Annotated in this window: 22 protein-coding genes and 1 tRNA gene; 15 read left to right on the forward strand and 8 right to left on the reverse strand. The window is 68.0% G+C overall.

All coding sequences use genetic code 11. The annotated features are described in order from the left end of the window. The first annotated feature begins 83 nt into the window (after window positions 1-83). The gene (locus tag O3669_RS00145; protein WP_295965907.1) at window positions 84-1,385 is read left to right on the forward strand and encodes a lipopolysaccharide kinase InaA family protein; all 1,302 of its coding nucleotides are present in this window, start codon (window positions 84-86) and stop codon (window positions 1,383-1,385) included. 70 nt (window positions 1,386-1,455) lie between these two features. Here the strand turns inward: O3669_RS00145 and sucB are convergent, their stop codons facing one another. Both sucB and lpdA read right to left on the reverse strand, forming a co-directional pair. Then, window positions 1,456-3,270 (reverse strand): 2-oxoglutarate dehydrogenase, E2 component, dihydrolipoamide succinyltransferase, encoded by a 1,815-nt coding sequence (gene sucB, locus O3669_RS00150; RefSeq protein ID WP_371523164.1) that lies wholly within the window; start codon window positions 3,268-3,270, stop codon window positions 1,456-1,458. A 24-nt stretch (window positions 3,271-3,294) separates the two neighbouring features. Further along, window positions 3,295-4,668: a dihydrolipoyl dehydrogenase gene (gene lpdA / locus O3669_RS00155; RefSeq protein ID WP_295917441.1), complete on the reverse strand. Its 1,374-nt coding sequence runs from the start codon at window positions 4,666-4,668 to the stop codon at window positions 3,295-3,297. 212 nt (window positions 4,669-4,880) lie between these two features. Between lpdA and O3669_RS00160 the strand changes: the two genes are divergently transcribed. Continuing rightward, a complete protein-coding gene (locus O3669_RS00160; protein WP_295965902.1) occupies window positions 4,881-5,372 on the forward strand; it encodes a hypothetical protein in 492 nt (163 codons plus the stop codon). 87 nt (window positions 5,373-5,459) lie between these two features. Here the strand turns inward: O3669_RS00160 and O3669_RS00165 are convergent, their stop codons facing one another. Continuing rightward, window positions 5,460-5,921 (reverse strand): tRNA (cytidine(34)-2'-O)-methyltransferase, encoded by a 462-nt coding sequence (locus tag O3669_RS00165; protein ID WP_371523165.1) that lies wholly within the window; start codon window positions 5,919-5,921, stop codon window positions 5,460-5,462. A gap of 4 nt (window positions 5,922-5,925) precedes the next feature. Next, window positions 5,926-6,453 (reverse strand): YbhB/YbcL family Raf kinase inhibitor-like protein, encoded by a 528-nt coding sequence (locus O3669_RS00170; RefSeq protein WP_295917435.1) that lies wholly within the window; start codon window positions 6,451-6,453, stop codon window positions 5,926-5,928. A 134-nt stretch (window positions 6,454-6,587) separates the two neighbouring features. Here O3669_RS00170 and O3669_RS00175 point away from each other — a divergent pair, with 134 nt between their 5' ends. Genes O3669_RS00175 through O3669_RS00185 form a run of 3 tightly spaced genes read left to right on the forward strand, consistent with a single transcriptional unit; the run spans window position 6,588 to window position 11,841 of the window. Continuing rightward, window positions 6,588-7,079: a hypothetical protein gene (locus O3669_RS00175; protein WP_371523166.1), complete on the forward strand. Its 492-nt coding sequence runs from the start codon at window positions 6,588-6,590 to the stop codon at window positions 7,077-7,079. A 9-nt stretch (window positions 7,080-7,088) separates the two neighbouring features. Continuing rightward, complete coding sequence (locus tag O3669_RS00180) at window positions 7,089-8,672, forward strand: DNA polymerase Y family protein (protein ID WP_371523287.1); 1,584 nt, start codon at window positions 7,089-7,091, stop codon at window positions 8,670-8,672. Between the two features lie 37 nt (window positions 8,673-8,709). Further along, window positions 8,710-11,841 (forward strand): SNF2-related protein, encoded by a 3,132-nt coding sequence (locus O3669_RS00185; RefSeq protein ID WP_371523168.1) that lies wholly within the window; start codon window positions 8,710-8,712, stop codon window positions 11,839-11,841. Between the two features lie 18 nt (window positions 11,842-11,859). Here O3669_RS00185 and O3669_RS00190 read toward each other — a convergent pair whose 3' ends face one another. Then, a complete protein-coding gene (locus O3669_RS00190; RefSeq protein WP_371523288.1) occupies window positions 11,860-12,897 on the reverse strand; it encodes an alcohol dehydrogenase catalytic domain-containing protein in 1,038 nt (345 codons plus the stop codon). 107 nt (window positions 12,898-13,004) lie between these two features. Between O3669_RS00190 and O3669_RS00195 the strand changes: the two genes are divergently transcribed. Beyond that, window positions 13,005-16,286 (forward strand): error-prone DNA polymerase, encoded by a 3,282-nt coding sequence (locus O3669_RS00195; RefSeq protein ID WP_371523169.1) that lies wholly within the window; start codon window positions 13,005-13,007, stop codon window positions 16,284-16,286. Here O3669_RS00195 and O3669_RS00200 read toward each other — a convergent pair. Continuing rightward, window positions 16,283-16,954 carry an HAD family hydrolase gene (locus O3669_RS00200; RefSeq protein ID WP_371523171.1) on the reverse strand — a complete coding sequence of 224 codons (672 nt, stop codon included), beginning with the start codon at window positions 16,952-16,954 and terminating at the stop codon, window positions 16,283-16,285. The two genes, O3669_RS00195 and O3669_RS00200, sit on opposite strands and share 4 nt — an antisense overlap. Window positions 16,955-17,042: 88 nt before the next feature. On the opposite strand from O3669_RS00200, the gene O3669_RS00205 reads away from it, so the two are divergent. The 6 genes from O3669_RS00205 to O3669_RS00230 all read left to right on the forward strand — a co-directional run bounded on the left by O3669_RS00205 (window position 17,043) and on the right by O3669_RS00230 (window position 20,423). Continuing rightward, the gene (locus O3669_RS00205; protein ID WP_295917422.1) at window positions 17,043-17,531 is read left to right on the forward strand and encodes a MarR family winged helix-turn-helix transcriptional regulator; all 489 of its coding nucleotides are present in this window, start codon (window positions 17,043-17,045) and stop codon (window positions 17,529-17,531) included. 78 nt (window positions 17,532-17,609) lie between these two features. Continuing rightward, window positions 17,610-17,696: transfer RNA gene (locus tag O3669_RS00210), tRNA-Leu, on the forward strand. A 59-nt stretch (window positions 17,697-17,755) separates the two neighbouring features. Continuing rightward, window positions 17,756-18,439, forward strand: coding sequence for a DsbA family protein (locus O3669_RS00215; protein ID WP_371523172.1), 684 nt, complete (start codon window positions 17,756-17,758; stop codon window positions 18,437-18,439). Then, window positions 18,436-18,951: a phosphoribosyl-ATP diphosphatase gene (locus O3669_RS00220; protein ID WP_371523173.1), complete on the forward strand. Its 516-nt coding sequence runs from the start codon at window positions 18,436-18,438 to the stop codon at window positions 18,949-18,951. Before O3669_RS00215 ends, O3669_RS00220 begins: the two co-directional genes overlap by 4 nt. Window positions 18,952-19,022: 71 nt before the next feature. Next, a complete protein-coding gene (locus tag O3669_RS00225) occupies window positions 19,023-20,120 on the forward strand; it encodes an NAD(P)/FAD-dependent oxidoreductase (RefSeq protein WP_295965883.1) in 1,098 nt (365 codons plus the stop codon). 33 nt (window positions 20,121-20,153) lie between these two features. Beyond that, the gene (locus O3669_RS00230) at window positions 20,154-20,423 is read left to right on the forward strand and encodes a DNA primase (RefSeq protein WP_295917415.1); all 270 of its coding nucleotides are present in this window, start codon (window positions 20,154-20,156) and stop codon (window positions 20,421-20,423) included. 84 nt (window positions 20,424-20,507) lie between these two features. On the opposite strand, the gene O3669_RS00235 is transcribed toward O3669_RS00230, so the two are convergent. Continuing rightward, window positions 20,508-21,440 carry an aldo/keto reductase gene (locus O3669_RS00235; protein WP_371523175.1) on the reverse strand — a complete coding sequence of 311 codons (933 nt, stop codon included), beginning with the start codon at window positions 21,438-21,440 and terminating at the stop codon, window positions 20,508-20,510. A 4-nt stretch (window positions 21,441-21,444) separates the two neighbouring features. Continuing rightward, the gene (locus O3669_RS00240) at window positions 21,445-22,299 is read right to left on the reverse strand and encodes a RecB family exonuclease (RefSeq protein WP_371523176.1); all 855 of its coding nucleotides are present in this window, start codon (window positions 22,297-22,299) and stop codon (window positions 21,445-21,447) included. 79 nt (window positions 22,300-22,378) lie between these two features. Here O3669_RS00240 and O3669_RS00245 point away from each other — a divergent pair, with 79 nt between their 5' ends. Genes O3669_RS00245 through dop form a run of 3 tightly spaced genes read left to right on the forward strand, consistent with a single transcriptional unit; the run spans window position 22,379 to window position 26,482 of the window. Then, the gene (locus tag O3669_RS00245) at window positions 22,379-23,428 is read left to right on the forward strand and encodes a tRNA (adenine-N1)-methyltransferase (protein ID WP_371523177.1); all 1,050 of its coding nucleotides are present in this window, start codon (window positions 22,379-22,381) and stop codon (window positions 23,426-23,428) included. Continuing rightward, window positions 23,421-24,965, forward strand: coding sequence for a proteasome ATPase (gene arc, locus O3669_RS00250; protein WP_371523178.1), 1,545 nt, complete (start codon window positions 23,421-23,423; stop codon window positions 24,963-24,965). Before O3669_RS00245 ends, arc begins: the two co-directional genes overlap by 8 nt. Beyond that, window positions 24,962-26,482 (forward strand): depupylase/deamidase Dop, encoded by a 1,521-nt coding sequence (gene dop / locus O3669_RS00255; protein WP_314767943.1) that lies wholly within the window; start codon window positions 24,962-24,964, stop codon window positions 26,480-26,482. Before arc ends, dop begins: the two co-directional genes overlap by 4 nt. Window positions 26,483-26,493 lie beyond the last annotated feature (11 nt).

The following is a 26,493-nucleotide window of genomic DNA, read 5'->3' on the forward strand; positions in this document are numbered from 1 at the left end:
AAACCCCGAGAAAGTCCACGCGTCCGACCTGACGCTATGTGAAATGAGTTGCATCACATTGTGTGAGTTTGGACAATATACCCATGGATATCGGGGGTTATGAGATCGGCCAGGTGTTCCACGTCGGAGCGCGCGGGCCTCTATGGAAGACACGGTCGAGCGCCGGCGAGGCGCTGATCGCGCTGCGGTCGTCGGCGGACGGGCAGGCCTCGCTTGAGCGATGGAAGGCCTGGGCGTCCGTGTCCTCGCGCCACGTTGTCGCCCTGCGCGACGTGGCGCGATCCGAGGACGGGCGCTGGGCGATCGTCCAGGATTTTGTTGTCGGCCGCCCGCTCGACGTCGAGATCGGCTCGGCCGACCTACGCCCCAAAGCCACGCGCCGCCAGATCATCGAGGGCATCGCCGCTGGCCTGAGTGCGCTGCACGGGGCGGGCATCGTTCATGGGGACCTGACGCCTGCAAACATCATCGTGACACCGCAGGGGCGTGCGGTCATCATCGACCTCATTGACGAGATCCGGCAGGGGGAGGGGACCCCCGGATGGAGCCTGGGACACTCAGGCATGGAGGGGGACCGGCAGTGCCTGCGCCAGATCGCCTCCCTGCTACAGATGGACGAGGCCTTGGCTGACTTGGGTTTCGACGCTGCCGAGCGCGTGGGGTCAGGAGGCACCCCGCTGATCCCAGACCCCGATGAGCACGTTATTTCGCGTGAGCCCGTCGACCCCGAGCAGGTGATCGCCGACCTGCGTGCGGCGGCCTTGCGCGAAGATACCCTGACTGAAGAAGAGCTGCGTGCCTCAACCCAGTCGGATCGCGCGTCGCGTCCCCGTCGTCACCGTCGGGCTTGGTTGCTCGTCGCGTGCCTTGTCATTGTCGGCATCGGAGCCGGCGCAGGAGGTATATGGGCGTGGTCCGCTCTGGGCACCCCGCCCACGCCCAGCGTGCAGGCCACGACGCAGCAGTCTGCCGACACCGAACCCGATCTGTGCGATCCCGCAGTGGCCACCGACCTCATCAATCACGCGATTGCCACGCGCGATCAAGCGATGAAAGACGCGGACGAAACCAAGCTCAACGACGTCCTCGGCGGTGAGCTGCTGGAACAGGATACGGGGCGCATCGAGACGATGCGCTCAGCGGGAGTGCAGGTGGTGAAGCTGTCCTCGTCGGTCCAGGATTTGACCGTCGTGACCTGCGAACCGGGGGCCGTGGACGTCAGTGCGACGCTTGTCGTCACCGAGTCGGAGACGTGCAAGGACGGCGAGTGTGATCAGCACGGTGCCCCCAACTCCAGTGGCTTGATTCTTCGCGTCGATCCGGTGTCCGGCAAAGTCGTCTCCGCGCGCCTGGCCGATGCGCCCGCAGCACAGTCGGGCCAGTAGCGGCGGATGCACGAGACGCACTGATGGGGTGGGCCCGCGGGCCCACCCCATCAGTGCGTGTGGAGACGAATCAGAGAGCCAGGTCAGCCTCGAACTCGCCGGCCTCGAGGCGCTTCTTCACATCCATGAGGAAGCGAGAGGCATCCGCGCCATCGACCAGTCGGTGATCGTAGGACAGCGACAGGTAGACCATCGAGCGGATCGCGATGACATCGGCGCCGTCGGCACCCTTCATGACGACGGGACGCTTCACGATCGTGCCAACGCCCATGATCGCGGTCTCGGGCATGTTCAGGACCGGCGTGTCGAAGAGGGCGCCACCCGAACCGGTGTTCGTCACCGTGAAGGTGGAGCCGGACAGCTCGTCGGGGCCGATCTTCGAGTCGCGCGTACGCGCGGCCAGATCGTTGATGGACGCCGCGATACCGGGGATGTCCTTCTCGCCGGCGTTCTTCATGACGGGCACGAGCAGGCCACGCGGCGTGTCAACGGCGATGCCCACGTGCTCGTAATCGAAGTACGTGACCTCCTTGTCGTTGATGGTCGCGTTGATCTTCGGGTGGTAGGCCAGGGCCTCCGTCGCGGCCTTCACGAAGAAGGGCAGGAAGGTCAGCTTCGTGCCGTGCGTGGCCAGGAAGGCGTCCTTCGAGCGGGCGCGGAGCGCGGCCACCTTGGTGACGTCCACCTCGATGACCGTGGTGAGCTGGGCGGCAGTCTGCAGGGACTCGACCATGCGGCGAGCGATCGTCTGGCGCAGGCGCGACATCTTCTCAGTCGTGCCACGCAGCGGCGAGGGCTCACGGGTGGCCTCGGGCTTGGCAGCGGGAGCGGCGGGGGCGACCGGAGCCGGAGCAACAGCAGCGGCGCGCGCGGCGGCGGCAGCAGCCTCGACGTCCTCGCGGCGCACGCGGCCGCCAACGCCGGAACCCGACACGGTGGCCAGGTCAACGCCGAGCTCGCGCGCGAGCTTGCGAACGATCGGGGTCACGTACGCGCTGCCGGTCGCGGCCGCGGGGGACGCGACGACCGGAGCGGCGCTCGCCTTGGCGGCCAGTGTCGAGGCGTTCGGGAATGGGTCGACAGGGGCCGCGGGGGCAACCGGAGCTGCAGGGGCCGCGGGGGCAACCGGAGCAGCGGGGGCAACCGGAGCCGCGGGGGCAACCGGAGCCGCGGGGGCAACTGGGGCAGCAGGCGCCGCGGGAGCCGCGGGAGCAACCGGGGCAGCAGGCGCAGCCGGGGCGGCAGGTGCGACCGGTGCCGGTGCGGGCGCGGCGCTAGCGGCTGCGGGGGCGGCGGAAGGAGCGGTCGCGGAAATGATCGCGACGACGGTGCCGACCTCGACGGTCTCATCCTCGGGCACGCGGATCTCGGTGAGGAAGCCAGCCACGGGAGCGGGGACCTCGGAATCCACCTTGTCGGTGGAGACCTCGAGCAGCGGCTCGTCGGCGTCGACGGCGTCGCCCACGGCCTTGAGCCACGTGGTCACGGTGCCCTCGGTGACGGACTCGCCAAGCGCCGGCATACGCACCTCGGTGCCCTGGGCAGGCGCGGGCGCGGGAGCCGGAGCGGGTGTCGCGGGAGCAGCGGGAGCAGCCGGAGCCTCAACCGGGGCGGCGGCGGGCGCAGCGGCGGGGGCCGAAGCCTCGGACGCGTCGCCGATGCGCGCGATCTCGGTGCCGACCTCGACGGTCTCATCCTCGGGAACCAGGATCTCGAGAAGGACGCCGGCGACGGGGGAGGGGACCTCGGAGTCGACCTTGTCGGTGGACACCTCAACGATGGGCTCGTCGAGCTCGACGGTATCGCCGACCTGCTTGAGCCACGTCGTAACGGTGCCCTCGGTGACGGACTCGCCCAGAGCGGGCATGGTCACTGACGTTGCCATGTGTGTTCTCCTAATAAAGCTGTATCAGTTGTGGACGTGGAGGGGCTTGCCGGCCAGCGCCATAGCTGCCTCGCCGAGCGACTCGTTCTGGCTCGGGTGCGCGTGAATCAGGGACGCAACGTCCGAGGGGTACGCCTCCCAGTTCACCATGAGCTCGCCCTCACCAATCTGCTCACCGATGCGCGCGCCGATGCCGTGGAAGCCCACGATCGGACCGCCTTCAACCGAGACCAGCTTGATGAGACCCGACGTTGCCAGGATAGACGACTTTCCGTTGCCGGCGAGGTTGTACTCGACCGTGCGCACCTGATCGCCGTACTTTTCGCGGGCCTGCTTCTCCGTCATGCCGACCGAGGCAATTTCGGGCTCGCAGAAGGTCACGCGCGGGATGTCGATGTCAGCCTGCATGGTCGGGTTCAGGCCAGCAATCTCTTCGGCCACGAAGATACCCTGCATGAAGCCGCGGTGCGCCAGCTGCAGGCCGGGGACGATGTCGCCGACCGCGTAGATGTTGCCCACGCCCGTGTGCAGGCGATCATTGGTGATGACGAAGCCGCGATCCAGCGTGATGCCGACCTGCTCGTAACCCAGGCCCTCGGTGACGGGGCCGCGGCCAACCGCGACCAGCAGGACGTCCGCATCGAAGGTCTTGCCGTCTTCGGTGGCCACGTGCACGCCCTGCTCGGACTGCGTCGCGGAGGCGAAGCGTGTGTTCGTGTGGAACTTGATGCCGCGCTTACGGTAGGCGCGCTCAAGCTGCTTGGAGATGGCCTCGTCCTCGTTGTTGGCGAGGTGGGGCAGCGCCTCGATGATCGTGACCTCGGCGCCGAAGCTGCGCCACACGGACGCGAACTCCAGACCGATGACGCCGCCACCCAGGATCACGGCAGAGGAGGGAACCCAGTCCATCTGCAGCGCCTGATCGGAGGAAATGATGCGGCCACCAATGTCCAGGCCGGGGATGGAACGCGAGTAGGAGCCGGTCGCCAGGACGATGTTGCGGCCGGTGATGCGCTGGCCGTTCACCTCGACGGTGTTCGCGTCGGCCAGGCGGCCCCAGCCGGAGATGAGCTCGACCTTGCGGGACTTGAGCAGCCCCTGCAGGCCCTTGTACAGGCCGGAGATGACCGAGTCGCGGTACTTGCCGACCTGGGCCATGTCGATGCCGTTGAAGGTGGAGTTGACGCCGAACTTCGCGGACTCGCGCACGGCCTCGGCAGTCTCGGCGGCGTGCAGGTACGCCTTCGTGGGGATGCAGCCGCGGTGCAGGCAGGTGCCGCCCACCTTATCGCCGTCGATGAGGGCGACTGTCATGCCCAGCTGCGCGGCGCGCAGGGCGGTCGCGTAGCCGCCGGAACCCGCACCCAGAATGACGATGTCGTAGGTCGATTCGCTCAAGGTAGATAACTCCTCGTTGATGAGCTTGACGCTCAGGTGATTGTTTGCATGACGGGCCTCACGGTCCATATAGGCCTATTGTCCCACGTTTGTGCAACGCTGTCTCCAAGCTCGATGTTCCATCACGGTGTATCAGGCCACACGACTTGCCGTGGTTCGACTGACAAATGAAACGCGGTGCAGCGCGACAGACCTGTCGGTAGGATCGGAGCGTGCATGAACAAGACACGACTCATGACGGCGGTGGCGCGCGCGATCGGCGCCCGCCCTCCCTTGGGCTAGGGCGCATTATTATTGCGCTGTTTTGGCTCTTCGGGGCCTGGATTTTCGTGACGGCTATCGTTGATCTCTTCCATGGGCAGGGCAAGCCCTGGGGGCCGCAGATCGTTGCGCTCCTGGCCGGGGTTGACTACCTCGTTGCCGCCGTCGCCCTGACGCATAACGGCAGGCGCATGCGCCAGGTCGGCTGGGTGACGATCGGTCTGTCGATTGCCGTCCCGATCGTCCTGTGGGTCGCCTCGCTTGGCCTTGAGGAGCTCAACTCGGCGCGCTCGGCCTGGACTGGCATGGGCGTCGACTTCTACTACCTGCCTTTGCTCGTCTCCCTCATCGGCGTCGTGTGGATGTGGCGCTCGAATCCGCGCAGGATCGTCTCGCTCGCCGAACAGGTCGAGCGTCAAAGCCCGCTGTGGAAGTCGAACTGACCCAGGCCTCGTCCCCGAGGTGAGCGCGCGACACGAGGCCCGGCGGAGTGATCCGACCCGGGCCTCGTTCGTCTGTGCGCGGTGGGGCTACACGCCGCCGGGGAAGCCCAGCTGACGCCAGGCCTCGTACAGGACGATCGACGCCGAGTTTGCCAGGTTGAGGGAGCGCACCCCCTCCACCATCTGGATGCGCACGCGATCCGCCACGCGCGGGTGATTCATGGCGTCCTCGGACAGTCCCACCGACTCGCGCCCAAAGAGTAGGCCATCCCCGTCCTCGTAGGAGACGTCGGAATACATGGTGCTCGCGTGGCCCGTCAGCGCCCACACGCGCCCCGGAACCTGTGCGAGAGCCTCGTCCAAAGACTTGTGGACGCGCACGTGTGCGAGGTCGTGGTAGTCCAATCCCGCCCTGCGCAGCTTCGCGTCGTCCATGTCGAAGCCCAGGGGCTCCACCAGGTGCAGCATTGAGCCCGTGCAGGCCGACAGGCGAATCGCCGCGCCCGTGTTCCCGGGGATCTCCGGTTCCCAGAAAATGATGTGCAGCATGTCCTCAGGCCTGGTGGGTCACGGTCAGGGACGCGCGAGCGATCGTGTGGTTGAGCGCCACGAACGAGGCCATGGCCGGGGTCGCGTCGTCGTCCAGACCCAGGGAGTCCGTGTCCAGGGCGTGCACCGTGAAGATGTAGCGGTGCGGGCGGTCCCCGGCCGGCGGAGCGGCGCCAAAGTAGGACGCTTCGCCCGCGTCGCCGCGCAGGTGGAATGCCGGGCCGTCGAGCATGAGGTCGGAGGCTCCGGCTCCCGCTTCCAGGTGAGTCATCGACGCCGGGATGTCCAGGACCGCCCAGTGCCACCAGCCCGAGGGGATCGGCGCGTCCGGATCGAAGCAGGTGAGCAAGAAGCTCGCCGTGTTCTCGGGGAAGCCCTCCCAGGCCAGGTCGGGGGAGAGCGAGCCTGCGCGCGCGGTCGCCGACTCCGGCATCGGCGCGCCGTCGGTGAGGGTGGACGAGGTCAGGGTGAAGCTAGGCATATCGATGCCCTCAAAGGGGACGGGGGCCAGGGGGCGAGTATCGATGGACATGTATGCTCCTTTTCTTGTGCCTCCATTGTCGCGTATGAGAAGGGGAACGTGCGCTCGGGACGCAGATGTGTGAGCGGGGTTCTACACTCCTTCTATCGAACAGATGTTCTATAAGTGTTGGGGAAGGAGGAGAGATGTCCGACGCTCGTGTGCGCCTGCTGCAGGCTCGCCAGACTCTGAGCCGCGCAGAAAACTCGGTCGGCTTGCGTGGGCGCGTCGCCATCGAGGAGTCGCGTTCCCAGGGCGCTTGTGCCCCGGTGCTCCAGGGGCCCGCGGAAAGGGGGCAGCTGATCCGCCTCCTCATCGACGCCTGCCCCCTTGAGGGCTGGATTGGCCTGTGCGGAGTGGGGCATATCGGGTGGGAGTGGGCGCAGAAACAGGGCATGGACCTGGAACGCGTGCTCGTCCTCAACCCGGGCGAGGGGGCGAACGTGGGACAGCTGTGCGCGCTGCTCCTGGACGCCTGCGACGTCGTGTGTCTGGATCTGCCTCTTCTGAGCCGGGCCGAGCAGCGTACCCTGTCGGCCCGAGCGCGATCTCTGGGGCGCACCCTCGTGACGCTGCGCGCCTGGCCTGGGCTCTCGCGCAGCGTGAATGCGTCCAGCCAGATGAAGCTGGTGGTTTAAGTGCGCTACATGGCCCTGTGGGTGCCCGACTGGCCCGTCAACTGCCTGGTGGTCGATCTGCCCCCGGGCGGGCACGGCGCCGTTGTCCATGCGGATCGCGTCGAGCTTGCCAGCACCGCCGCCAGGCGCAGCGGGGTGCGATCCGGCATGAGCGTGCGGGAGGCAACGTACCTGTGCCCGGACCTGGTGTGTCTGCCGCGCGACCGGGACCGGGAGGCCCGCGCTTTTAGCTCCGTCATCGACGCCTTCGACACGGTCGCGGTCGGCGTTGAATGTCTGCGCCCGGGCCTGGCCAGATGCCGGGCGCGCGGACCCGCGCGCTGGGCCGGTGGCGAGGAGGAGGCTGCCTCCCGACTCATCGAGGCGGTCGAGGCGGCCGTGGGCGTCGAGTGCTTCGTTGGGATCGCTGACGGGCCCCTGGCCTGCGTTGAGGCGGCCAGGTCTGGCATGATCGTACCCGCCGAGGACACCCGCGACTTCCTCGCGGCACTCGGGCTGACCCGCGCCCTGGGGTGCGTGCCGGTGTCCATGCGCCAGCGGGCTGAGGCCACCGTCGAACTCCTGGCGACCCTGGGCATCACGAGCTGTGCGGACCTGCTGGCGCTTGGGCGCGGACCCGTCCTCGAGCGCTTCGGCGACGTCGGCGAACGCCTGTGGACCCTGGCCTCGGGAGGCGACGTCGCGATGCCGTCCGCCGGGCGCGCCCAGCCGGATATCTCGGTAGAGCGTGACATCGACAGCGGAGGTGAGAGCGTCGAGACCGTGACGATGCCCGTGGCCCTGGCGGCTGAGGAGATCGCGGGTCTTCTCGCGCGCTCAGGCCTGGTGTCGCACACGCTGCGCATCGATGTGGAGGACACGGGGGCAGGGGCACGCGCCCGCACGTGGAGCGGATGCGACCTGTCGGTTCCCGCCGACATCGCGCTGCGCGTGCGCTGGACACTGACGGGGTGGATGTCGAACGACCAGGGCCCCAGCGGCGCGATCCGGTCGATCCGCCTGACTGCCTGCGACCCGCATCCCGGCCAGGGGGCCTCGGCCCTGTGGGGGCGCGGGCACCGCCAGGGGGACGTGACGCGCAGCGCTGTGCGCATCCAGGGCCTGGCTGGCCCGCACTCCCTCCTGGTCCCGCGCGTCCAGGGCGGCTACGACCCGCGTAGTCGCATCGTCATGGCCAGATGGGGCGAGAGCGAGCCCCTGCGCTCGCGCGCGGGAGCCTGGGAGGGGGCCATCACTGATCCGCCGGCCACCCTCTTTGACGAACCCGTGCCGGTGCGCCTCACGACCGCGGCTGGGGCGGGCGCCGACGTGTGCGTCGACCAGCGCGGGGCGCTGAGCGCGATCCCCGGCTACCTCCTCGCGGGGTCCACCCGCAAGCGAGAACGAACGTCCGGCCACGCGCATCGCGCCGACCTGCTGGCTCCCGGTGAGTGCATGCAGATCCGCGCCATCGAGGGTCCCTGGCCCGTGGGAGGGCGCTGGTGGGCGGGAGAGCGCGCCCGCGCCTACGTGCGTGCCACGCTCGAGGACGGCCGCGTCGTTTTGCTCGTGTGGAGCGCAGGTGAGTGGATGGCGGAGGGGCTTGACAGCTAACGGCGCCGCGCTAGTTGCGGTGCCGTAGACTGAAAGGATGGTAAATCTGTCCCTGAGCGACACTCTCGCATCCCTGTCGGACGACGACATCATTGCCCTCGTCGGTCCTGCGACCTGGGCGAATGGCATGCGCCTGGCCGCCTCCGGGGCCGTGGGTGAGCTGGCGTGGGACGATGACGGGAGCGCCCTGGAGGCGCGCGTCAAGGACAAGGGGCTGTCCTACCGCGTGCGCGTCACCGCGGGAGCGGTGCGCCCGTCGTTGGCGTGCGCCTGTCGGCTGCGCTCGGACTGCCCGCACACCGTTGCCACGCTGCTCAAGGCCGCCGAGGAGCTGCGCGACACGCGCCCGTCTGAGCCCGAGTGGACCCGCGTCCTGCGCCAGGTGCTGGGCGCGACCCGCGAGCGCAGTGGGGAGGCGCTCGCGCTTGTCATTGACGCGCACGACCCGAGCGTGGAGACGACGCTAACTCCTTTGCGCAGGACGTCCTCGAGCGCGTGGAGTACGAAGCGGGCATCCTGGCTTGACCTGACGGCGACGCAGTGGACGTCGGTGACGGACGGCCTGGATCCGACGCACGTCTCGCTCCTGCGTGAGGGGTATCGTCTCGCCCACGAGGGCCAGTCCTGGCATGCGCGCACGGAGGTCACGCTCGGGGCGCTTGGGGAGCACGCGTACACGTGGCTGACGCGCCTGGTGCGCGCGGGGGTGGAGCTGTTTGCGTCGGCGGATGGGCTTGAGCCGTTCACGCTGTCCCATGCGACGTGGGACGCGGACGTGGACGTGACGACCGACGAGAACGGCATATCCCTGCGGGTCGTGGCGCGCAACGGGGAGCAGGTTCTTCCCACCCCGCGCATCGATCGCAAGGCGGGGTTGCTGCTGCTCGACGGTGGGACGCGCGCGGCTCGCATTGAGGGTGTGCAGGCTCTGGAGGGCTTTCCCCTTGGTCGCGCGCTGACCATCCCGGCCGCGGACGTGGCGCAGTTTCGCGGCGCGTGGCTGCCGTCGCTGCGCAGGCGTTTCGTCGTGAGCTCCTCGGATGGCAGCTTCGACGCAGAGGCGAGGCCCATAGTTGTGCTCGTGGGGACGGTGCGCCGGGACGAGGACGGCGTCGTCGTGCGCTGGTGGGCGGAGTATGAGGAGGGGCAGACCCGTTCGCGCACGCCCGTCGCGCACAGCATGGGGGACGAGGCCGTGGCCGACCTCGTCGGCCGCGTGAACGCGTGGTGCGGCGCGCTGCGCTCCGACCTGTGGGTGAATATTCCGGGGGCCGGGCGCATCGCCCCGTGGCACGTCCCGGAGTTTCTCTCGACCTTCGTGGACCGCCAGACGATTGACGGCCTCGTGTGGGATGTTGCAGAGGACGTGCGGGCCATCACGGTCGCAGAGGACGGGATGGGTATCGACCTGGCCGTCGAGGAGGGGGAGTCGGACTGGTTCGATCTGAACGTGCGCCTGCTCGTCGGCGACCGCTCGCTGAGCGTGCGCGAGGCCCTCATGGCGATTGCGCGCGGGGAGGAATACGTGGAGGTCGACGGCGTGTGGGTGCGCCTGGACGGGCCTCGTATCCGTGCAATGGAGGCCCTGCTCGACGAGGCCCGGGCGCTGACGGGCTGGACGGGTGAGGGTCTGCGCCTGACGAGCGTGCAGGCGGGCGCGGTCGCCCTCGTGGAAGAACACGCCGATTCGGTGTCTGCCTCCAAGGCGTGGCGCACGCGCGTGGCGGCGCTGCGCGGCGAGGCCGCCGAGACGGGGCGTGCGCCGGTTCCTTCCCTGGCGCGGGTGCTGCGTCCCTACCAGCGCGCCGGTCACGCCTGGCTGACCTCGCGCCTGGGCGCGGGGTTGGGCGGGATCTTGGCCGACGACATGGGCCTGGGCAAGACCGTTCAGATCCTCTCAGCGATCGCCTCCCTGCGTGCCGCGGCCCCCGACGCCGGGCCGGTCCTGGTGGTCGCCCCCACGTCGGTCGTGGGGGTCTGGGCCGAGCAGGCCGCGAAGTTCACCCCGGGCCTGCGCGTGCGCTGCGTGAGCGAGACGGCCTCGCGCAGAGGAACGACGATCCAGGAGGAAGCCGAGGCCTCGGACATTGTGGTCACCTCCTACACGCTTGCGCGCCTGGAGGCCGACCAGTGGCGTGAGGCGGCCCTGTCCGGCGTCGTTATCGACGAGGCGCAGGCCGTGAAGAATCCCCGCACGGCCATCTACCGGGCGCTGCGTGACATGAACGCCCCCTGGCGCCTGGCGGTCAGCGGCACGCCGATCGAGAACTCGCTGGGTGACCTGTGGTCCCTCCTGTCCCTGACGTGCCCGGGGCTGCTGCCCCCGTGGGATGCCTTCACGCAGAAGGTGCGCCGCCCCATCGAGGGAGGCGACCCCGATATGCTCGCGCGCCTGACGTCCTACGTCGCGCCCTTCATTCTGCGGCGCACCAAGGAGGAAGTGGCGACCGACCTGCCCGACAAGATCGTTGACGTCGTGCGCGTTGACCTGGGCGAGGATCATCGTCGTATCTACGACCAGTACCTGGCCCGCGAGCGCGCCCGGATCCTCGACCTGTTGGCGGAGCCGGATGCCAATCGCATGAGTGTGCTGGCCTCGATCACGAGGCTGCGTCAGCTCGCGCTCGATCCGGCCCTCGTTGAGCGTGAGGAGTACGCGCACGTGGGGTCGGCGAAGGTTGAGTATGTGGCCGACCGGCTCGATGAGATTGTGCCACTGGGGCACCGGGCGCTGATCTTTAGCCAGTTCACGTCGTTCCTGGCGCGTATTCGCGTCGTGTTGGAGCGGCGGGGAGTGTCGGTCGTGCAGCTGGATGGGTCGACTCGTAACCGTGAGGAGGTTGTGGAGCGTTTCCGCTCGGGCGAGGCTCAGGTGTTCCTGATTTCCTTGAAGGCGGGGGGTTCGGGTCTGACGTTGACGGAGGCGGATTACGTCTACGTGATGGATCCGTGGTGGAATCCTGCCGCCGAGGAGCAGGCCATCGATCGGGCGCATCGCATTGGCCAGACGAAGAAAGTCAACGTGTATCGTCTGGTGGCTACCGACACGATCGAGGCGAAGGTCGTTGAGCTGCAGGACCGCAAGCGTCGGCTGATCTCGTCGGTCATGAACGGGACCGGCACGGGTGCGAGCCTGAGCGTTGCCGACCTGCGCGGCCTCCTCGACTAGGGGACCTTCGGCGCGGCCTCAGGGGCGCACGGCGACCTTGAGGCCTGCCCGCGAGCGCACGGCCTCCAGTGCTTGCTCCACCTGCGTCAGGGGGAACTCGTGGGTGATGAGCGGGCTGAGGTCGAGCGCGCCGCTGGAGAGGGTGTCGACGGCTGCCGCGTAGTCGTCCAGGGTAGCGTTCGCGCTTCCGGAGACGGTGAGTTCGCGGTAGTGGATCAGGTTGGGGTCGATGTGGGCGCTCGTACCGGCAGGAAAGCCCGCAAAGCAGGAGATGTGGCCGCCGATGGCCGCGCACTGGGCAGCGATGGGGACGAGGCCGGGGTCGCCCACCGCGATGATGACGACGTCCGCGCCGCGTCCCTGTGTCCATTCGAGGACCTCGGTCACGAGGTTCTCGCCCTGTGAGGCTGTCGCGACGCTGGCTCCCACGGCGAGGGCGGGGGAGAGGCGTGATGGCCTTCCGCAGGCCATGACGCTGGCGCCCGCGGCGGCGGCCAAGGCGCAGTGGATGAGGCCGATGGGGCCCGTTCCCAGGACGAGGACGCGCGAGGTGGACTCGATGGGCAGGCGGGTGTGAGCGCGCAGGCAGCACGACAGGGGCTCGGCCAGGGCCAGGAGGGTTGGGGCGATCTCGCGGGCGGTGGGCGTGATGCACGGCAGGGCGTGCTCGGGTATGCGGATGACGCCGGCGAGTCCGCCGTCCACGCCGGTGCCGAAGAGGGCCATGTTCGCGCAGACGTTGGAGCGTCCCGAGGTGCAGGGGGCGCAGTGGCCGCAGGTGATTTCGGGGGCGAGGCCCACCTGGGTTCCCGGGGCGGGCACGTCGATGCCCGCGCGCAGGCCGGGGCCGACGCGCCATACGCGTGCGGCGATCTCGTGTCCCAGGATGACGCCGGGGGACACGCCGTTCGTTTTTTGTCCCGTCATGATGCGCAGGTCGGTGCCGCACAGGGTTGTGGCCTCGACGGTGAGGAGGACCTCGCGCTCGCCCAGGGCGGGAATCGGCCGAGTGTCGAGGGTGAGGGAGCCGGGCGAGGTCAGCGACGCTGCGATCATGGATTCCATGCGACCAGGATAGGGTGTGCCGGGCGTGTTGGGTGGGGTTCGCACGGTGCGCGCACGTCGCCACAGGATGTCGAACATACGTTCGATAGGATGGCGGGGTGATCGACGAACCACGATACGCGGAGCTGCATGCCCACAGTGCCTTCACCTTCCTGGAAGGCACCGACGAGCCTGCGGATATGGTGGCCCAGGCCTCGCGCCTGGGCCTGGAGGCGCTTGCGATCCTTGACGTGGACGGCATGTACTCGACCGTGCAGACCACGATGGCGGCGCGCAGCTGCGGCCTGCCGATCGTCTACGGCGCAGAGGTCACCCTGGACCCGGCCTCGCTCCGCGCGGTCCTTCCCGGGGCCTCGTCCCCCGGGTGGGGGCTCGCGCCGGGCGCGGAGGACGTGGGGATCAGGGTGCCGATCCTGGCCGCCAGCCCGCGCGGCTATGAGAATCTCGTCGGCATGATGAGCGATCGGGCGCTCGCGCAGGTGGGGGAGCGCGCCCCGCGCATTACCCTCGAGGACGTGAGCGGGGCCGGGGGAGACCTGCTCATCCTGACCGGCGGGAGGTGCGGCCCCCTCATGCGTGCACTGCACGCGGGCGGGCCCACGTGGGCGCGGCGAGTGGCGCGCGCGTTGGCCGAGGCGGCGGGCGGGCAGGACCGACTCCTCGTCGAGTGGCAGGCCGCTTGCGGGGACGTCCCACAGGTGGGGGACACGCTCGCTGACCTCGCGCGGGGCGTTGGGGCCAGGCTGGTCGCCACGACCGGGGCGCGCATGTCCTCGCCCTCCAAGCGCGCGCTCGGCGACGTCTTGGCGGCGACCCGACTGCGCTCCTCGATGGACGAGGCCCTGGCTCACCTGGGTGCGCACCGGCCCTTCTTGCGCGCCCCGGCCGAGATGGCGCGCCTGCACGCCGCGCACCCGAGCGCCCTGTCCCACACGTGCGAGGTGGCGTGCGATAGCGCCTTCGACCTGCGCCTCGTGGCCCCCAGGCTCCCGCGTACTCGCGTCCCAGGCGGCCACACGCCCCAGACGTGGCTGGATCACCTGGCGCGTGAGGGTGCCCGCGAGCGCTACGGCACGCGCGAGGAACATCCCGGCGCATGGGAGACGATCGATCGGGAGCTGGGCGTCATCGAGCGCCTCGGCTTCGCCGGCTACTTCCTGATCGTCAAGGAGATCGTCGACTTTTGCGCTGCGCGAGGCATTTTGTGCCAGGGGCGTGGCAGCGCGGCGAACTCGGCCGTGTGCTTTTGCCTGGGGATCACGGCGGTGGACGCGGTGCGTCACAACCTGCTCTTCGAGCGCTTCCTGTCGGATGCGCGCTCTGGTCCGCCCGACATCGATGTCGACATTGAAGCCTGTCGGCGCGAGGAGGTCATCCAGCACGTCTACGAGCTGTATGGGCGCGAGCGCGCGGCGCAGGTTGCCAATGTCATCACCTACCGTCCGCGCTCGGCGATGCGCGACGCGGCCCGGGCGCTGGGCTACCCGGCGGGCAGCGCTCAGGCGTGGGCGCGGGGCAAGGGGCAGGCGCCGGCCCTCGTGAGCGAGGCCGCGGGGGCCCTGGCGCGTCTGCCGCGCCACATGGGCATCCACTCGGGCGGCATGGTGCTCACCGACCAGCCGGTCTCGCGTATCTGCCCGGTGGGGTGGGCAGCCATGGAGGGGCGCACCGTGTTGCAGTGGGACAAGGAGGACTGTGCGGACGCGGGCCTGGTCAAGTTCGACCTGCTCTCCCTGGGCATGCTCACCGCGCTGCGCGTGGCGTTCGACGAACTGAGGGGAGGGGAGCGCAGGAAGGAGCATCCGCCCCTGCGCGGGTGGGCGCCTCGTGCCCTGCCCGGGGTGGGGGATCGTCCGATCGGGTTGCACACGCTGCCCCCGGAGGACCCGCGCGTCTATGACCTGCTGTGCGCCGCCGACACGGTGGGAGTCTTTCAGGTGGAGTCGCGCGCGCAGATGAACACGCTGCCCAGGCTCAAGCCTCGATGCTTCTACGACATCGTCGTGGAGGTGGCCCTCGTGCGCCCGGGCCCCATCCAAGGAAACGCGGTCAACCCCTACCTGCGCCGGCGTGCGGGCCGCGAGCCGGTCACCTACCTGCATCCGCTGCTCGAGCCCGCGCTGCGCCAGACCCTGGGCGTCCCGCTCTTCCAGGAGCAGCTCATGCGCATCGCCACGGACGCGGCCGGCCTGTCGGGTGCGCGCGCCGACCAGCTGCGCCGCGCCATGGGCTCCAAGCGCAGCCCCGAGCGCATGGAAGCCCTCAAGGGTGACCTGATGGCGGGGATGGCCCAGCGCGGCATCGACGCGCCCACGCGCGAACGCATCTTCGACCAGCTCAAGGGATTCGCCGACTTCGGCTTCCCCGAGTCGCACTCGTTTTCTTTCGCGCACATCGTCTATGCCTCCGCGTGGCTCAAAGTCCACGCGCCCGAGCACTTCTACGCGGCAATCCTGTCCTCCCAGCCGATGGGCTTCTACTCGCCCGCGACCCTCGTCCAGGACGCGCGCAGGCACGGGGTGGCGGTCCTGGGGCCCTCGGTCAACGCCTCCTTCCTGGATGCGGGCGTGCAGCGCGCGCCCGACGTACAAGGCGCACAGGAATACCAACAGGGGCGCCCCGACCCGCTCCCGTCGCGACAGACCGTTCCCCTCGACGTCGATCCGCTCCTGGCGGTGCGCATCGGATTATCCTCGGTACGAGGCCTGGGCCGGGCAGCCCGGCGCATCGTGCAGGCCAGGGAATCCGGGCTTTTCACCAGCCAGGTGGACCTGGCCGCTCGTGCCCACCTGAGCGCCTCCGACATGGAAAAGCTCGCCATGGCGGGCGCGCTCGACTGCCTGGGTGTCGGCAGGCGTCAGGGCGCCTGGTCGGCGGGTGCGCTGGCCGCGCCGACTCTGCGAGAGGGGGAGTGGCAGCCCTTCCTGCCCGGCACAGAAGTAGGAACGCGCGTGCCCGACCTGCCCACCCTCACTGACGCGGAACAGATGCGCGCCGACGTCGAAGCGACGGGGCTGACCCCCGGCGACCACCCTTTTTCCTACCTGCGGGCCACCCTCCCGCCCGGCGTGGCGCGCGCCGCCGACCTTGGGGCCCACCTCGACGGCAGGATCGTGGACGTGGCGGGGCTGGTCACCCATCGCCAACGCCCCTCCACCGGCGGCGGCGTCACCTTCCTCTCCCTCGAAGACGAAACCGGCTTCGTCAACGTCTCGGCCTCCGTAGGCACCTGGACCAAGTTCCGGCGCGTCGGCCTCGAATCTGACGCCCTGCTCGTACGCGGCACCCTCGAGTGGGGCGACGGCGCGATCAACGTGCGCGCCTTCCGCCTCACCCCCGTGCACCTGCCCATCCAGGTGCGCTCACGCGACTTCCGCTAAGCGCGCGCGTGCGCGCGGCCAGCGGGGATCAACAACGCACGCAGATCCTCAACCGTCTCACACACCAGGTCGGCGTCATCGAGCCCGTCCTGCGTCGCGTAGCCCCAGCCGACCCCGATAACGGGAATGCCCGCCTCATGGCCGCCGCGCACATCCCAGATCGAATCGCCCACAATGACGGGGTGCGACACGTCCGCACCCAGCGCACCCAATCGCGCCACGGCCTCGTGAATGACCGTCGCCTTGGAGCAACTCGGGTCCGGCGTGGCCCCCGCGATCACGTCGAACGCCTGCGACAGCCCCAAGTGCTCCATCTGCGCAATCGCCATCGGTGCCTGCTTCGATGTCGCCGTCGCCACCGGCACACCCGCGCGATGCAGATCCCACACCAGCTCGGGAACCCCCTCGAAGGGCTCGGGATCGAGATGGTGGCGCACATAGCGCTCCCGATAGCCCCGCACCAGGTCCGACAGGAGCTGACCGGAGTAGCCTAGCTCGCCGAAAGAATGCCATAGGGGAGGCCCCACGTAGCTGCGAAGACGCTGATCGTCGGGGATCGGCAGCCCGAAGTCTGACAGGACTTCGCGGAAGGTGCTCATGACGACCGGAGCGGAGTCGACGATCGTGCCGTCGACGTCGAAAAGAACAGCAGAAATGGGTAAAGACACTAAATCCCCCGAGTTGTTGGTGCTTTCTTAGTCACTATGCCCTATTATCCCCAGAGAAGCATCCAAAACGACTACGAGAGAGGTACACGTGGAAACGCGAGCACGGCTCACTCCGATCGTCCAAGCCAATAGTGCACGTGCAGCCGCGTGGCGAGTCTTCTTCGAGGCGTCCGGACGCCTGCAGGGAATCCTCGAAACGCGCCTGAAGCGCACCTATGGCGTCTCCATGCCGGACTACAACATCCTCCTGGCGCTGTGGGAGGCCCCCAGCCACCGCCTACGCATGGGCGAGCTGGCCGAACACGTCGTGTACTCGCCATCGCGCGTGACCTACCTGGTCTCCAATCTGTCTCGTGATGGCTGGGTCGAGCGCATCCCCTCCAAGGTCGATCGACGCGGCTATGACGCGTGCCTCACGACACAGGGTATCCAAACTGTGCTTGCTGCCACAGAACTGCATCAGCAGACGGTCGCCGAGTACCTCCTGGACGGTATGACGGACGCCGATATTGAAGCAATTGCAAAGGTTTTCTCGACTCTGGACTCTCGCCTGAAGGGCGACGCAGCGGAATCGTGATTTCGATTGGCGCATGCCCATCAAGTCGTGTTAAGCTTCTACTCGCTTGCGGATCACAACGGTTCGCACCGATCACCTGCGCGGGTGGCGGAATAGGCAGACGCGCTAGCTTGAGGTGCTAGTCCTCATTTTACGAGGGTGGGGGTTCAAGTCCCCCTCCGCGCACGAAATGCCCCGGGGCCGAAAGGCCCCGGGGTTTTCCATATGATCGATCAGGAGGCGCCGTGCGTATTGATATGTGGCTCGACACATGTGACCCGTGGAGCTACCTGGGTCTACGGCACCTGCGATCCGCCATGGCCAGCTTCGACCACGGCGACCAGATCGAGGTCTACCTGCATGCCTACCTCCTCGACCCTGATCTGGAGGCCGCCGTCGACAAGCCGCGCATCGTCGCTTTGGTTGAATCCGGGGCCGCGACACTTGAAGAAGTACGCGAGGCCGACGACCGCATGCGCGCCCTCGGTACCCGAGAAGGCATCCGCTTCGACTTCGATTCGCTCATCATCGCGCCCACCTCGCGCGCGCATCGCGTGATCGCTGCCGCCCACGACGCCGACATCGACGACGACACGGTCGCGGGTCCGGACTCGCTCCACCTCAAGGTCGCCGAAGCCATCATGCGGTCCCACTTCGAAATGGGCCTGGACGTGTCCCACCCCGAGGTGCTCATCGGGTGCGCCCAAGACATCGGCATGCCGCCCGACCTCGCAGCACTGGCCGTCGGCGACGAGGAATGGGCCTCGCGCGTCTACTCTGACTACCAGATGGCGATGCATATGGGCGTCGCCTCCGTTCCCACCTACGTCCTCGACGGCCAATTCCTCGTCGACGGACACCAGACCGTTACCGCATTTTCCAACATCCTGGCCACCGCCTGGGATAACGCGAGAAAGGACCGCGCATGAGCGAGAAGGACACCACGGCCTCGTCGGCACCGAAGGGCGCACCCAGCCCCATGGAACTGGTGCTCCAGTTCCACCGCACCTACTCGATGCCCATCCAGCCCTTCACGTCGCCCACGCTGGACTACGAGCGCCTGGGCATGCGCATGAGCCTGATCGCCGAGGAGTTTGCCGAGCTGATGGGCGCCGTCTACGGGCCGCGTGCCCGCGCGATCATCGAGGAGGCAACCGCGCAGGCCGTCGCCTCCGACGAAGGGACCCGCGACGTTATCGAGACCGCCGACGCGCTGGCCGACCTCGTGTACGTCATCTACGGCATGGCTATCGAGTCTGGTATGGACCTGGACTCGGTGCTGGCCGAGGTGCAGGCTTCGAACCTGTCCAAGCTCATGCCCGACGGCTCCGTCAAGCTGCGCGAGGATGGCAAGGTGCTCAAAGGCCCCAACTTTTTCCAGCCGAATATCGCCCGTGGCCTGGGCTTGGAGGAGCCCGAGGACACGGCCAATGCGGACTAAGGTCCCTTATCACGCGCATTCGTGAGCGTGAGGTGACACAATAGACGCGGTCCAGTAAAAGGAGGAATGTCATGGCACGCGTCGCAGTCATCGGCGGAGGTTACGGAGGCGTCACGGTCGCCAAGGGGCTCGATCCCCTCGCGGACGTCATCCTCATCGAGCAGAAGGACCAGTTCGTCCATCACGCGGCCGCCCTGCGCGCCGCCGTCGACACCGTGTGGGAGCACGCCATCTTCATGCCCTACACGAACCTCCTGAGCCGAGGCAAGGTCGTGCGAGGCACCGTCTCCGCCGTCCACGGCACGACCGTTCACGTGTTCGGCCACGATCCGATCGAAGCCGACTATGTCGTCTTCGCGACCGGGTCGACCTACCCCTTCCCGGCCAAGTACTCCTCCTACCGTTCCTCCGTGGCCAAGGCTCGCCTGGAGCAGCTCCACGAAAACCTCTCGCGCGCACGCTCCGTCATGATCGTCGGCGGCGGAACGGTCGGCATCGAGCTGACCGGCGAGCTCGCCAGCGCGTTCCCCGGCCTGGACATCACGATCGTCGAGGCTTCGGACCAGATCCTGGGCACCCCCGGCTACACCGACGCCCTGCGCAATGAGATCAGCGAGCAGCTGGCCGTCCTCGGCGTTCGCGTCGTCACCGGCTCCGAGCTGGCCTACCTGCCCCCGCAAAACGTCGGCGACCTCGCCCACTTCATGGTCGAGACCAAGAAGGGCGACGTCATCGAAGCTGACCTGTGGTTCCAGTGCTACGGCGCGCGCGCCAACACCGGCTTCCTGATCGGCAGCGAGTACGAGTCTGTCATGCACCCCGACGGCACGATCCGCGTCGAGCCGACCATGCAGGTGGCGGGCCACTCGACGATCTACGCCGTGGGCGACCTGACCGACGTACGCGAATCCAAGCGTGCCGACGCCGCTCGTCAGCAGGCCCGCGTTGTCATCGCGAACATCACCGCGCAAATCGAGGGCGAGGAGCCCGACGCCCACTACGTTCCCACGAAGGAATGGGTCATTCTACCGCTGGGCCCGAACATGGGCGCCTCGCAGCTGCTGGATTCCGACGGTCAGGCGCGCATCCTGGGTGCCGACCAGACCGCGGAAATCAAGGGCACAGACCTCATGGTGTCCGTGATCCGTTCGCAGCTCAACCTTCCCTGAAAAAGTGTGCGGTCTCACGGTAGACTAAGAGCCATGACTGGAGATGCCCGCCGCGCGCTGACGCGCCTGCTCAACGCTTTCGAGAATCACTTCGACATCGCACGCGATGGAGACGAGGCCGACGACGCCGCGCTCGAAGCCGCCGAACTGGCGCTGCGCGACGCCTTCTTCACCTACGACGACATCCTCTTCACCCAGCTGGGCGTGGAGCTCCCCTTCGACATCCTCGAGGACATCGACGAGGACGACGATGAGGATGACTACGACGACGAGGACGACGACTTCATCGAAGTCGATGACTGAAACCAATCAGTCTCGCACGCGCATGAGGCGAGGGGTCGAACCACACGGTTCGGCCCCTCGTTCGTATCTGCAAGCTGCTCGCCGCTACTGGGAGACCTCGGACAGTACCTCGCGAATCGGGGCGGGCAGGGCCGCGGTGTACTCCAGAAGCGTGTCAAGCTGGCGAGCCGTTCGTGGTCCAACGAGAGCCGAGGAGATACCCGGGTAGTCTCGCACCCACGCCAGGGCAACATCCCCCGTGGGACGATCCAAGCCCGAGGCCGCGCGGTGCGTCGCCTCGATGACGCTGCGGGCAAAGCCCGACAGGTAGGGCTCAACCATGTGACGCAGATGCGGGGAAGCAGCGCGCGAATCAGCGGGCGTCGTATGGCGATACTTACCCGTCAAAGCGCCGCCGGCCAGAGCAGACGCGGCCAACACGCCAACGCCCCTGCTGGCCAGCTCAGCAACCGTCGACGCGCAGGCCGCATCAACGAGCGAGAAGGGGAATTCGACCAGCGTGATCGGCGCGCTGACTCCAACAGCACCGCGAGTAACGGCCTCGGCCAGCTGCCAGTGAGACGAACGAGACAGACCCACGTAGCGGGCGCGCCCGCTCCGGTAGGCCAGCGTCGCGGCCTCCAGGGTCTCTTCAAGCGGCACCTCCGGGCGAGGCTCGACCAGCCACACGTCCACGTAGTCCGTATCCAGGCGCGCCAGCGCGTCATCGAGGCTGCGCAGCAGATCACCGCGACCGGCTGCACCCACCCAGGCGCCCTCGGAGGCGCGACGCATCCCACCGCGCCACGCGAGAACCACGCGGTGCCTGCCGACCGACGCCAACGCCTCGGATACGACGTCCACGGCCATTCCATCGCCGTGCGAGGGGGAGCACTCGAGCAGAGAACCGCCCGCGTCGACGAAATGCGACAGCATCTCTAAGGCCTCGGGCGCGTCGGTATCGCGCCCCCACGTCAGGGTCCCCAGCCCGATCGACGACAGGTAGAGGCCACTACGTCCGCATTGCTTCGAATCCATGCCCCTAGCCTAGCCGAGTCCGAGCCAACCACTGTGCATGCTCCGTGGGCATCGGGGGAGTGGTCCCACCAAACACCGGGCACAGTGAGCGCACGCCGCACCAATTGCACAGCGGATTCTTGCGCGGGGCGAAAGAATCGTTCGCAATGTCGGCCTCGATACGCCCCCACAGGTCATCGATGTGACGTTCAAAGGCACGGATGTCGTCGGCGACGGGATCGAAGGTGATGACCTGACCGGCGCGCAGGTACACCAGCTGCATGCGGGCAGGCAGCCTCTTCGTGCGGGCCAGGAGCAGCGCGTAAAAGCGCATCTGGTACAGGGCCTCGTCCACGTAGCGAGGCCCCGGGGCCTTGCCGGTCTTGTAGTCCACGACCCGCAAGCGGCCATCCGGGGCCGCGTCGATGCGGTCGATGAAACCGAGCAGGCGCACGCCACCCGCGGTCGTCGTCGTGACGCGCTGCTCGCGCGCGGCCGGTGCGATCCACTGGGGCTGCTCGATCGCGAAGTATCCGTCGATGACTGCGCGCGCGTCGTCAAGCCACGACTCAAGGTCGGCGTGGTCAGCGAAGAGCTCACCGATCGCAGGAGTCTTGTCGACCACCGCCTGGTAGGCGGGGACCACCCGGGAGCGTGCAGCTTCGGGTGTGCGCTCGCCCGGGGCCAGCCCGAACAGCTCCTCGAGGACCGCGTGGACCACCGTGCCCAGCGCCTTCGCCCGGGTCTCGGGTTCGCGGTACCCGTCTAGGACGTGAAGTCGATACTGCAGGGGGCAGCGCTCGTATTCCTTCGCGCGCGAGGCCGACAGGGCGGGGTCCCATGTGCGCGGGCCGGGGGAGGGGGCGATCAGGTCTGTCATGAATACCACGCTAACCCCCACCGCCCCCATCTGTGTCCTGGCAGGGGCCAGGCAAGCCTCAGGCGCTATTCTTTACGTAATGACTATTCAGCGTAATAATTCCGAAATGGCCACGAACTTCGGCCAGCCCACCCGCCGAGGCCCCCTCACCGAGGGTGATCGCGTCCAGGTCCGCGATCCCAAAGGGCGCTTTCACCAGGTGATCCTGGTACGCGGCGGACGCTTCCAATCCAACCGGGGCGGGTTCAACCACAACGACGTGATCGGCCGTCCCGACGGCCAGGTGATCGTCACGGAGGAGGGGCGCCAGTTCCAGATCCTGCGTCCCCTCCAGGTCGACTACGTCATGTCGATGCCGCGCGGTGCGGCCGTCGTCTACCCCAAGGACGCCGGCGTCATCACTCACATGGGGGATATCTTCCCCGGTGCCACGGTCGTCGAGGCCGGTGCGGGGTCGGGCGCTCTGTCCATGGCTCTCCTGGACTCGGTCGGACCGCAGGGGCAACTGATTTCCGTCGAGCGTCGCCAGGACTTCGCGGATATCGCGGCGGCCAATGTTGACCTGTGGTTCGGGCGCCGTCACCCCGCGTGGGATCTGCGCGTCGGCGACGTGGACGAGGTGCTGTGGGGGCTTGAAGAGTCCAGCGTGGACCGCGTCGTCCTGGACATGCTGGCTCCCTGGGAGAACATTGAAGCGATCACGCACGCGCTCATTCCGGGCGGCGTGCTCGTGTGCTACGTGGCGACGGTCACGCAGATGTCTCGCCTGGTTGAGGACCTGCGTGCCTCCGAGCGCTTCACGGACCCGAACGCCTGGGAGGACATGCGCCGCGAATGGCACCTCGATGGCCTGGCCGTCCGTCCCGAGCACCGCATGGTCGCCCACACGGGCTTCCTCGTGGTGACTCGTCTGCTCGCCCCCGGCGTCACTCCGCAGGAGCGCTCAACCCGCCCCGCCAAGGCTGCGGAGGGCCAGGGCGGCGCGTGGGATGACGAGGCGGACTGGACGCTGGAAAAAGTCGGCCAGCGAGTGAACTCTGAGAAGAAGGTGCGCAAGGTGCGCCGCGACGTCGTCGCGCAGGCTGACACGTGGGCGAGCGAAGGCCGCGAGGTAGAGACCGATGAATGACATCGAGCAGCGTCAGGCGCTTGAGCGTCGCGTCATCTCGCTCGAGGAGAAGAACGGCCGCCTCACAAGCGCGCTGACTGCCGCGCGCACCGAGCTGATCCGCCTGCAGGGCGAGCTCGCGGATGTTTCGCGCCCGCCGCAGACGCTGGCGACCTTCGTGCGCGCGTTCCCCGCCTCGCGCCAGATTGAGGTGGTCACCGGCGGCAAGCGCATGCGCGTGGCCGTCTCTCCCAAGCTTGACGTGACCGACCTGTCGTATGGGCAGTGGGTGCGCTTGGACGACACGATGATCGCCGTGGCCGCAGACGATTTCGCGCGCTCCGGTCAGGTCGTCTCCATTCTGGAAATGGTGGGCGCTGACCGCGTGCTCGTGGCCGCCGAGGGCGGCGCGGAGACCCTGCTGGAGCTGGCGGGTCCGCTGCGTCACGGGAACCTGCGCCCCGGGGATTCCCTGGTCGTGGACGTTCGCTCGGGCATCGCCCTGGAACGCATCGTGCGGGAGGACGTCGAGCAGCTGCTGACCCCGGAGGTCCCGGACGTGACCTACGCGGACATCGGTGGCCTCGACGCTCAGATCGCACAGGTGCGCGACTCCATCGAGATGCCTTTCAACCATCCCGAGCTGTACCGTCAGTTCGGCCTGCGCCCGCCCAAAGGCATCCTCCTGTACGGTCCTCCCGGCTCGGGCAAGACTCTCATCGCCAAGGCCGTCGCCAACTCGCTGTCCAAGCGCGGCGGTGCTTCGACGTTCTTCCTGTCCATCAAGGGACCGGAGTTGCTCAACAAGTTCGTTGGCGAGACCGAGCGCCAGATCCGCGCGATCTTCGCCCGCGCTCGTACTCTGGCCGCCGGGGACACTCCCGTCGTCATCTTCTTCGACGAGATGGAGGCGCTGTTCCGCACGCGCGGCACGGGCGTGTCCTCGGATGTGGAAACGATGATCGTCCCGCAGCTCCTCGCCGAAATGGACGGCGTCGAGTCCTTGGACAACGTCGTGATCATCGGCGCATCCAACCGCGCGGACATGATCGACCCTGCGGTCTTGCGCCCCGGGCGCCTCGACGTGCGCATCCGCGTGGACCGCCCAGACCGCGCCGGAGCGATCGACATCTTCTCGAAGTATTTGACGCCGCAGGTCCCGATCCACGCGGCTGAGATCGCGCGATTCGGTGGGATGAACGAGGCCGTGGCGGGGATGATCGCTCGCGCCGTCGACGCGCTGTACGCGCGCGATGAGACGACCGCCCTGTTCCTGGCGACGCTGGTCAGCGGCGAGCATAAGCGCATCTATCTGGCGGACCTGGTCTCCGGCGCGCTCATCGCGGGCATCGTGGAGCGCGCGAAGAAGTACGCGATCAAGGACGCCCTGAGCGGCGAGGCCGCGGGGCTCACGATGGGTCACCTCCTGCGCGGCGTTCATGAGGAAATGAACGAATCACTGGAGCTGGCCGCAACCTCTTCACCCGAGGACTGGGCACGCACGAGCGGGCTTGCCCCCGAGATTGTCAGCGTCAAGCCGATTGGAGCGGTGAAATGAGCAGCGAACGCATTATCGGGACCGAGACAGAGTACGGCGTCTACCGTCCCGGCGATGCCTGGGCCAACCCGATCGCTCTGTCCACCCGCGTCGTGTCCGCCTACGGTGAGATCTCCCGGGAGGGCACCCCGGCCTCGGGCTCGGGCGCCGTACGCTGGGACTACACGGGGGAGGACCCGCTCAACGACCTGCGCGGCATGCGCATGTCGCGCGCGGCCGCCGACCCGTCCCTGCTGACCGACGACCCCTACCACCTGGCTCCCTCGGGTGGTTCCGAAAAGGTCGCGCGCCCCACCGCCGAAGAGCTGGCTCTGCCCGCGGCGACGACGGCCGTGCTGACCAACGGCGCGCGCCTGTACGTCGACCACGCCCACCCGGAGTACTCGGCCCCCGAGACGCTGGGCGCGCGCGACGCCCTCCTGTGGGATCGCGCGGGCGAGGTCATTGCCCGTCGCGTCATGGAACGCCTGGAGGCTCTGGGCGAGGAGCCCATTGTCCTGGTCAAGAACAACACGGACGGCAAGGGCGCGGCCTACGGCACCCATGAGAACTACCAGATGCCGCGCATCACCGACCTGGACACGATCATCCGCGGCCTCACGCCCTTCATGGTCACCCGTCCCGTCATCTGCGGCGCGGGCCGCGTGGGCCGCGGGCAAAAGAGCGAGGTCCCAGGCTTCCAGATGTCCCAGCGCGCCGACTTCGTCGAAAACGAAGTGGGCCTGGAGACGACCTTCAACCGCCCGATCATCAACACGCGCGACGAACCCCATGCCAACCCGGCCCAGTTCCGACGCCTGCACGTCATCGGCGGCGACGGCAACATGTTCGACGTGTCGGCCTTCCTGCGCTTTGGCACGACCTCCCTGGTCCTGTGGGCCATCGAGCAGGGCACCGACCTGCGCTGGGATTCAATCGTCATGGATGATCCCGTGCAGGAAACCTGGAACGTCTCCCACCACCCGGACCTCGACTACAAGATCGGCACGGCCGGCGGCTCCTACACGGCCGCCGAGCTCCAGCAGGTCTACCTCGACCTGGTCCTGGACGCCTTCGAGGAGACCGGCACGACGCCCACGGAGGCGGATCGCGACATACTCACCCTGTGGCAGTCGGTCCTGGACCGCATGCGCGCCGACCTCTTCTCGGTCGCCAGCGACGTCGAGTGGGTGGCTAAGTACCAGCTCGTCAAGCGCCAGAAGGAACGCGCGGGCCTGGAGTGGAACGACCCTCGCCTGGCAGCCATCGACCTGCAGTGGGCGGACCTGCGACCCAGCCACGGCCTCGTCTATCGCCTCGCGAAGGCCGGCATGGTGCGCCGCCTCGTGTCCGACGAGGAGGTCGAACGCGCCGCCGACGTTGCCCCCACCAACACGCGCGCCCACGTGCGCGGCTGGGCCGTTGCCAACCGTCCAGACCTGGTCAAGGCCTCGTGGTCCTCGCTGGTCTTCGATCCCGGCGAAGGCGACCTGGTGCGCTTCCCGATCGCCGATGCGCGAGACACCTCCACCCGATAACCTCTCAACGA

The organism is Pauljensenia sp. 20925_1_34 (genome assembly GCF_041432775.1).
Lineage (GTDB): Bacteria > Actinomycetota > Actinomycetes > Actinomycetales > Actinomycetaceae > Pauljensenia.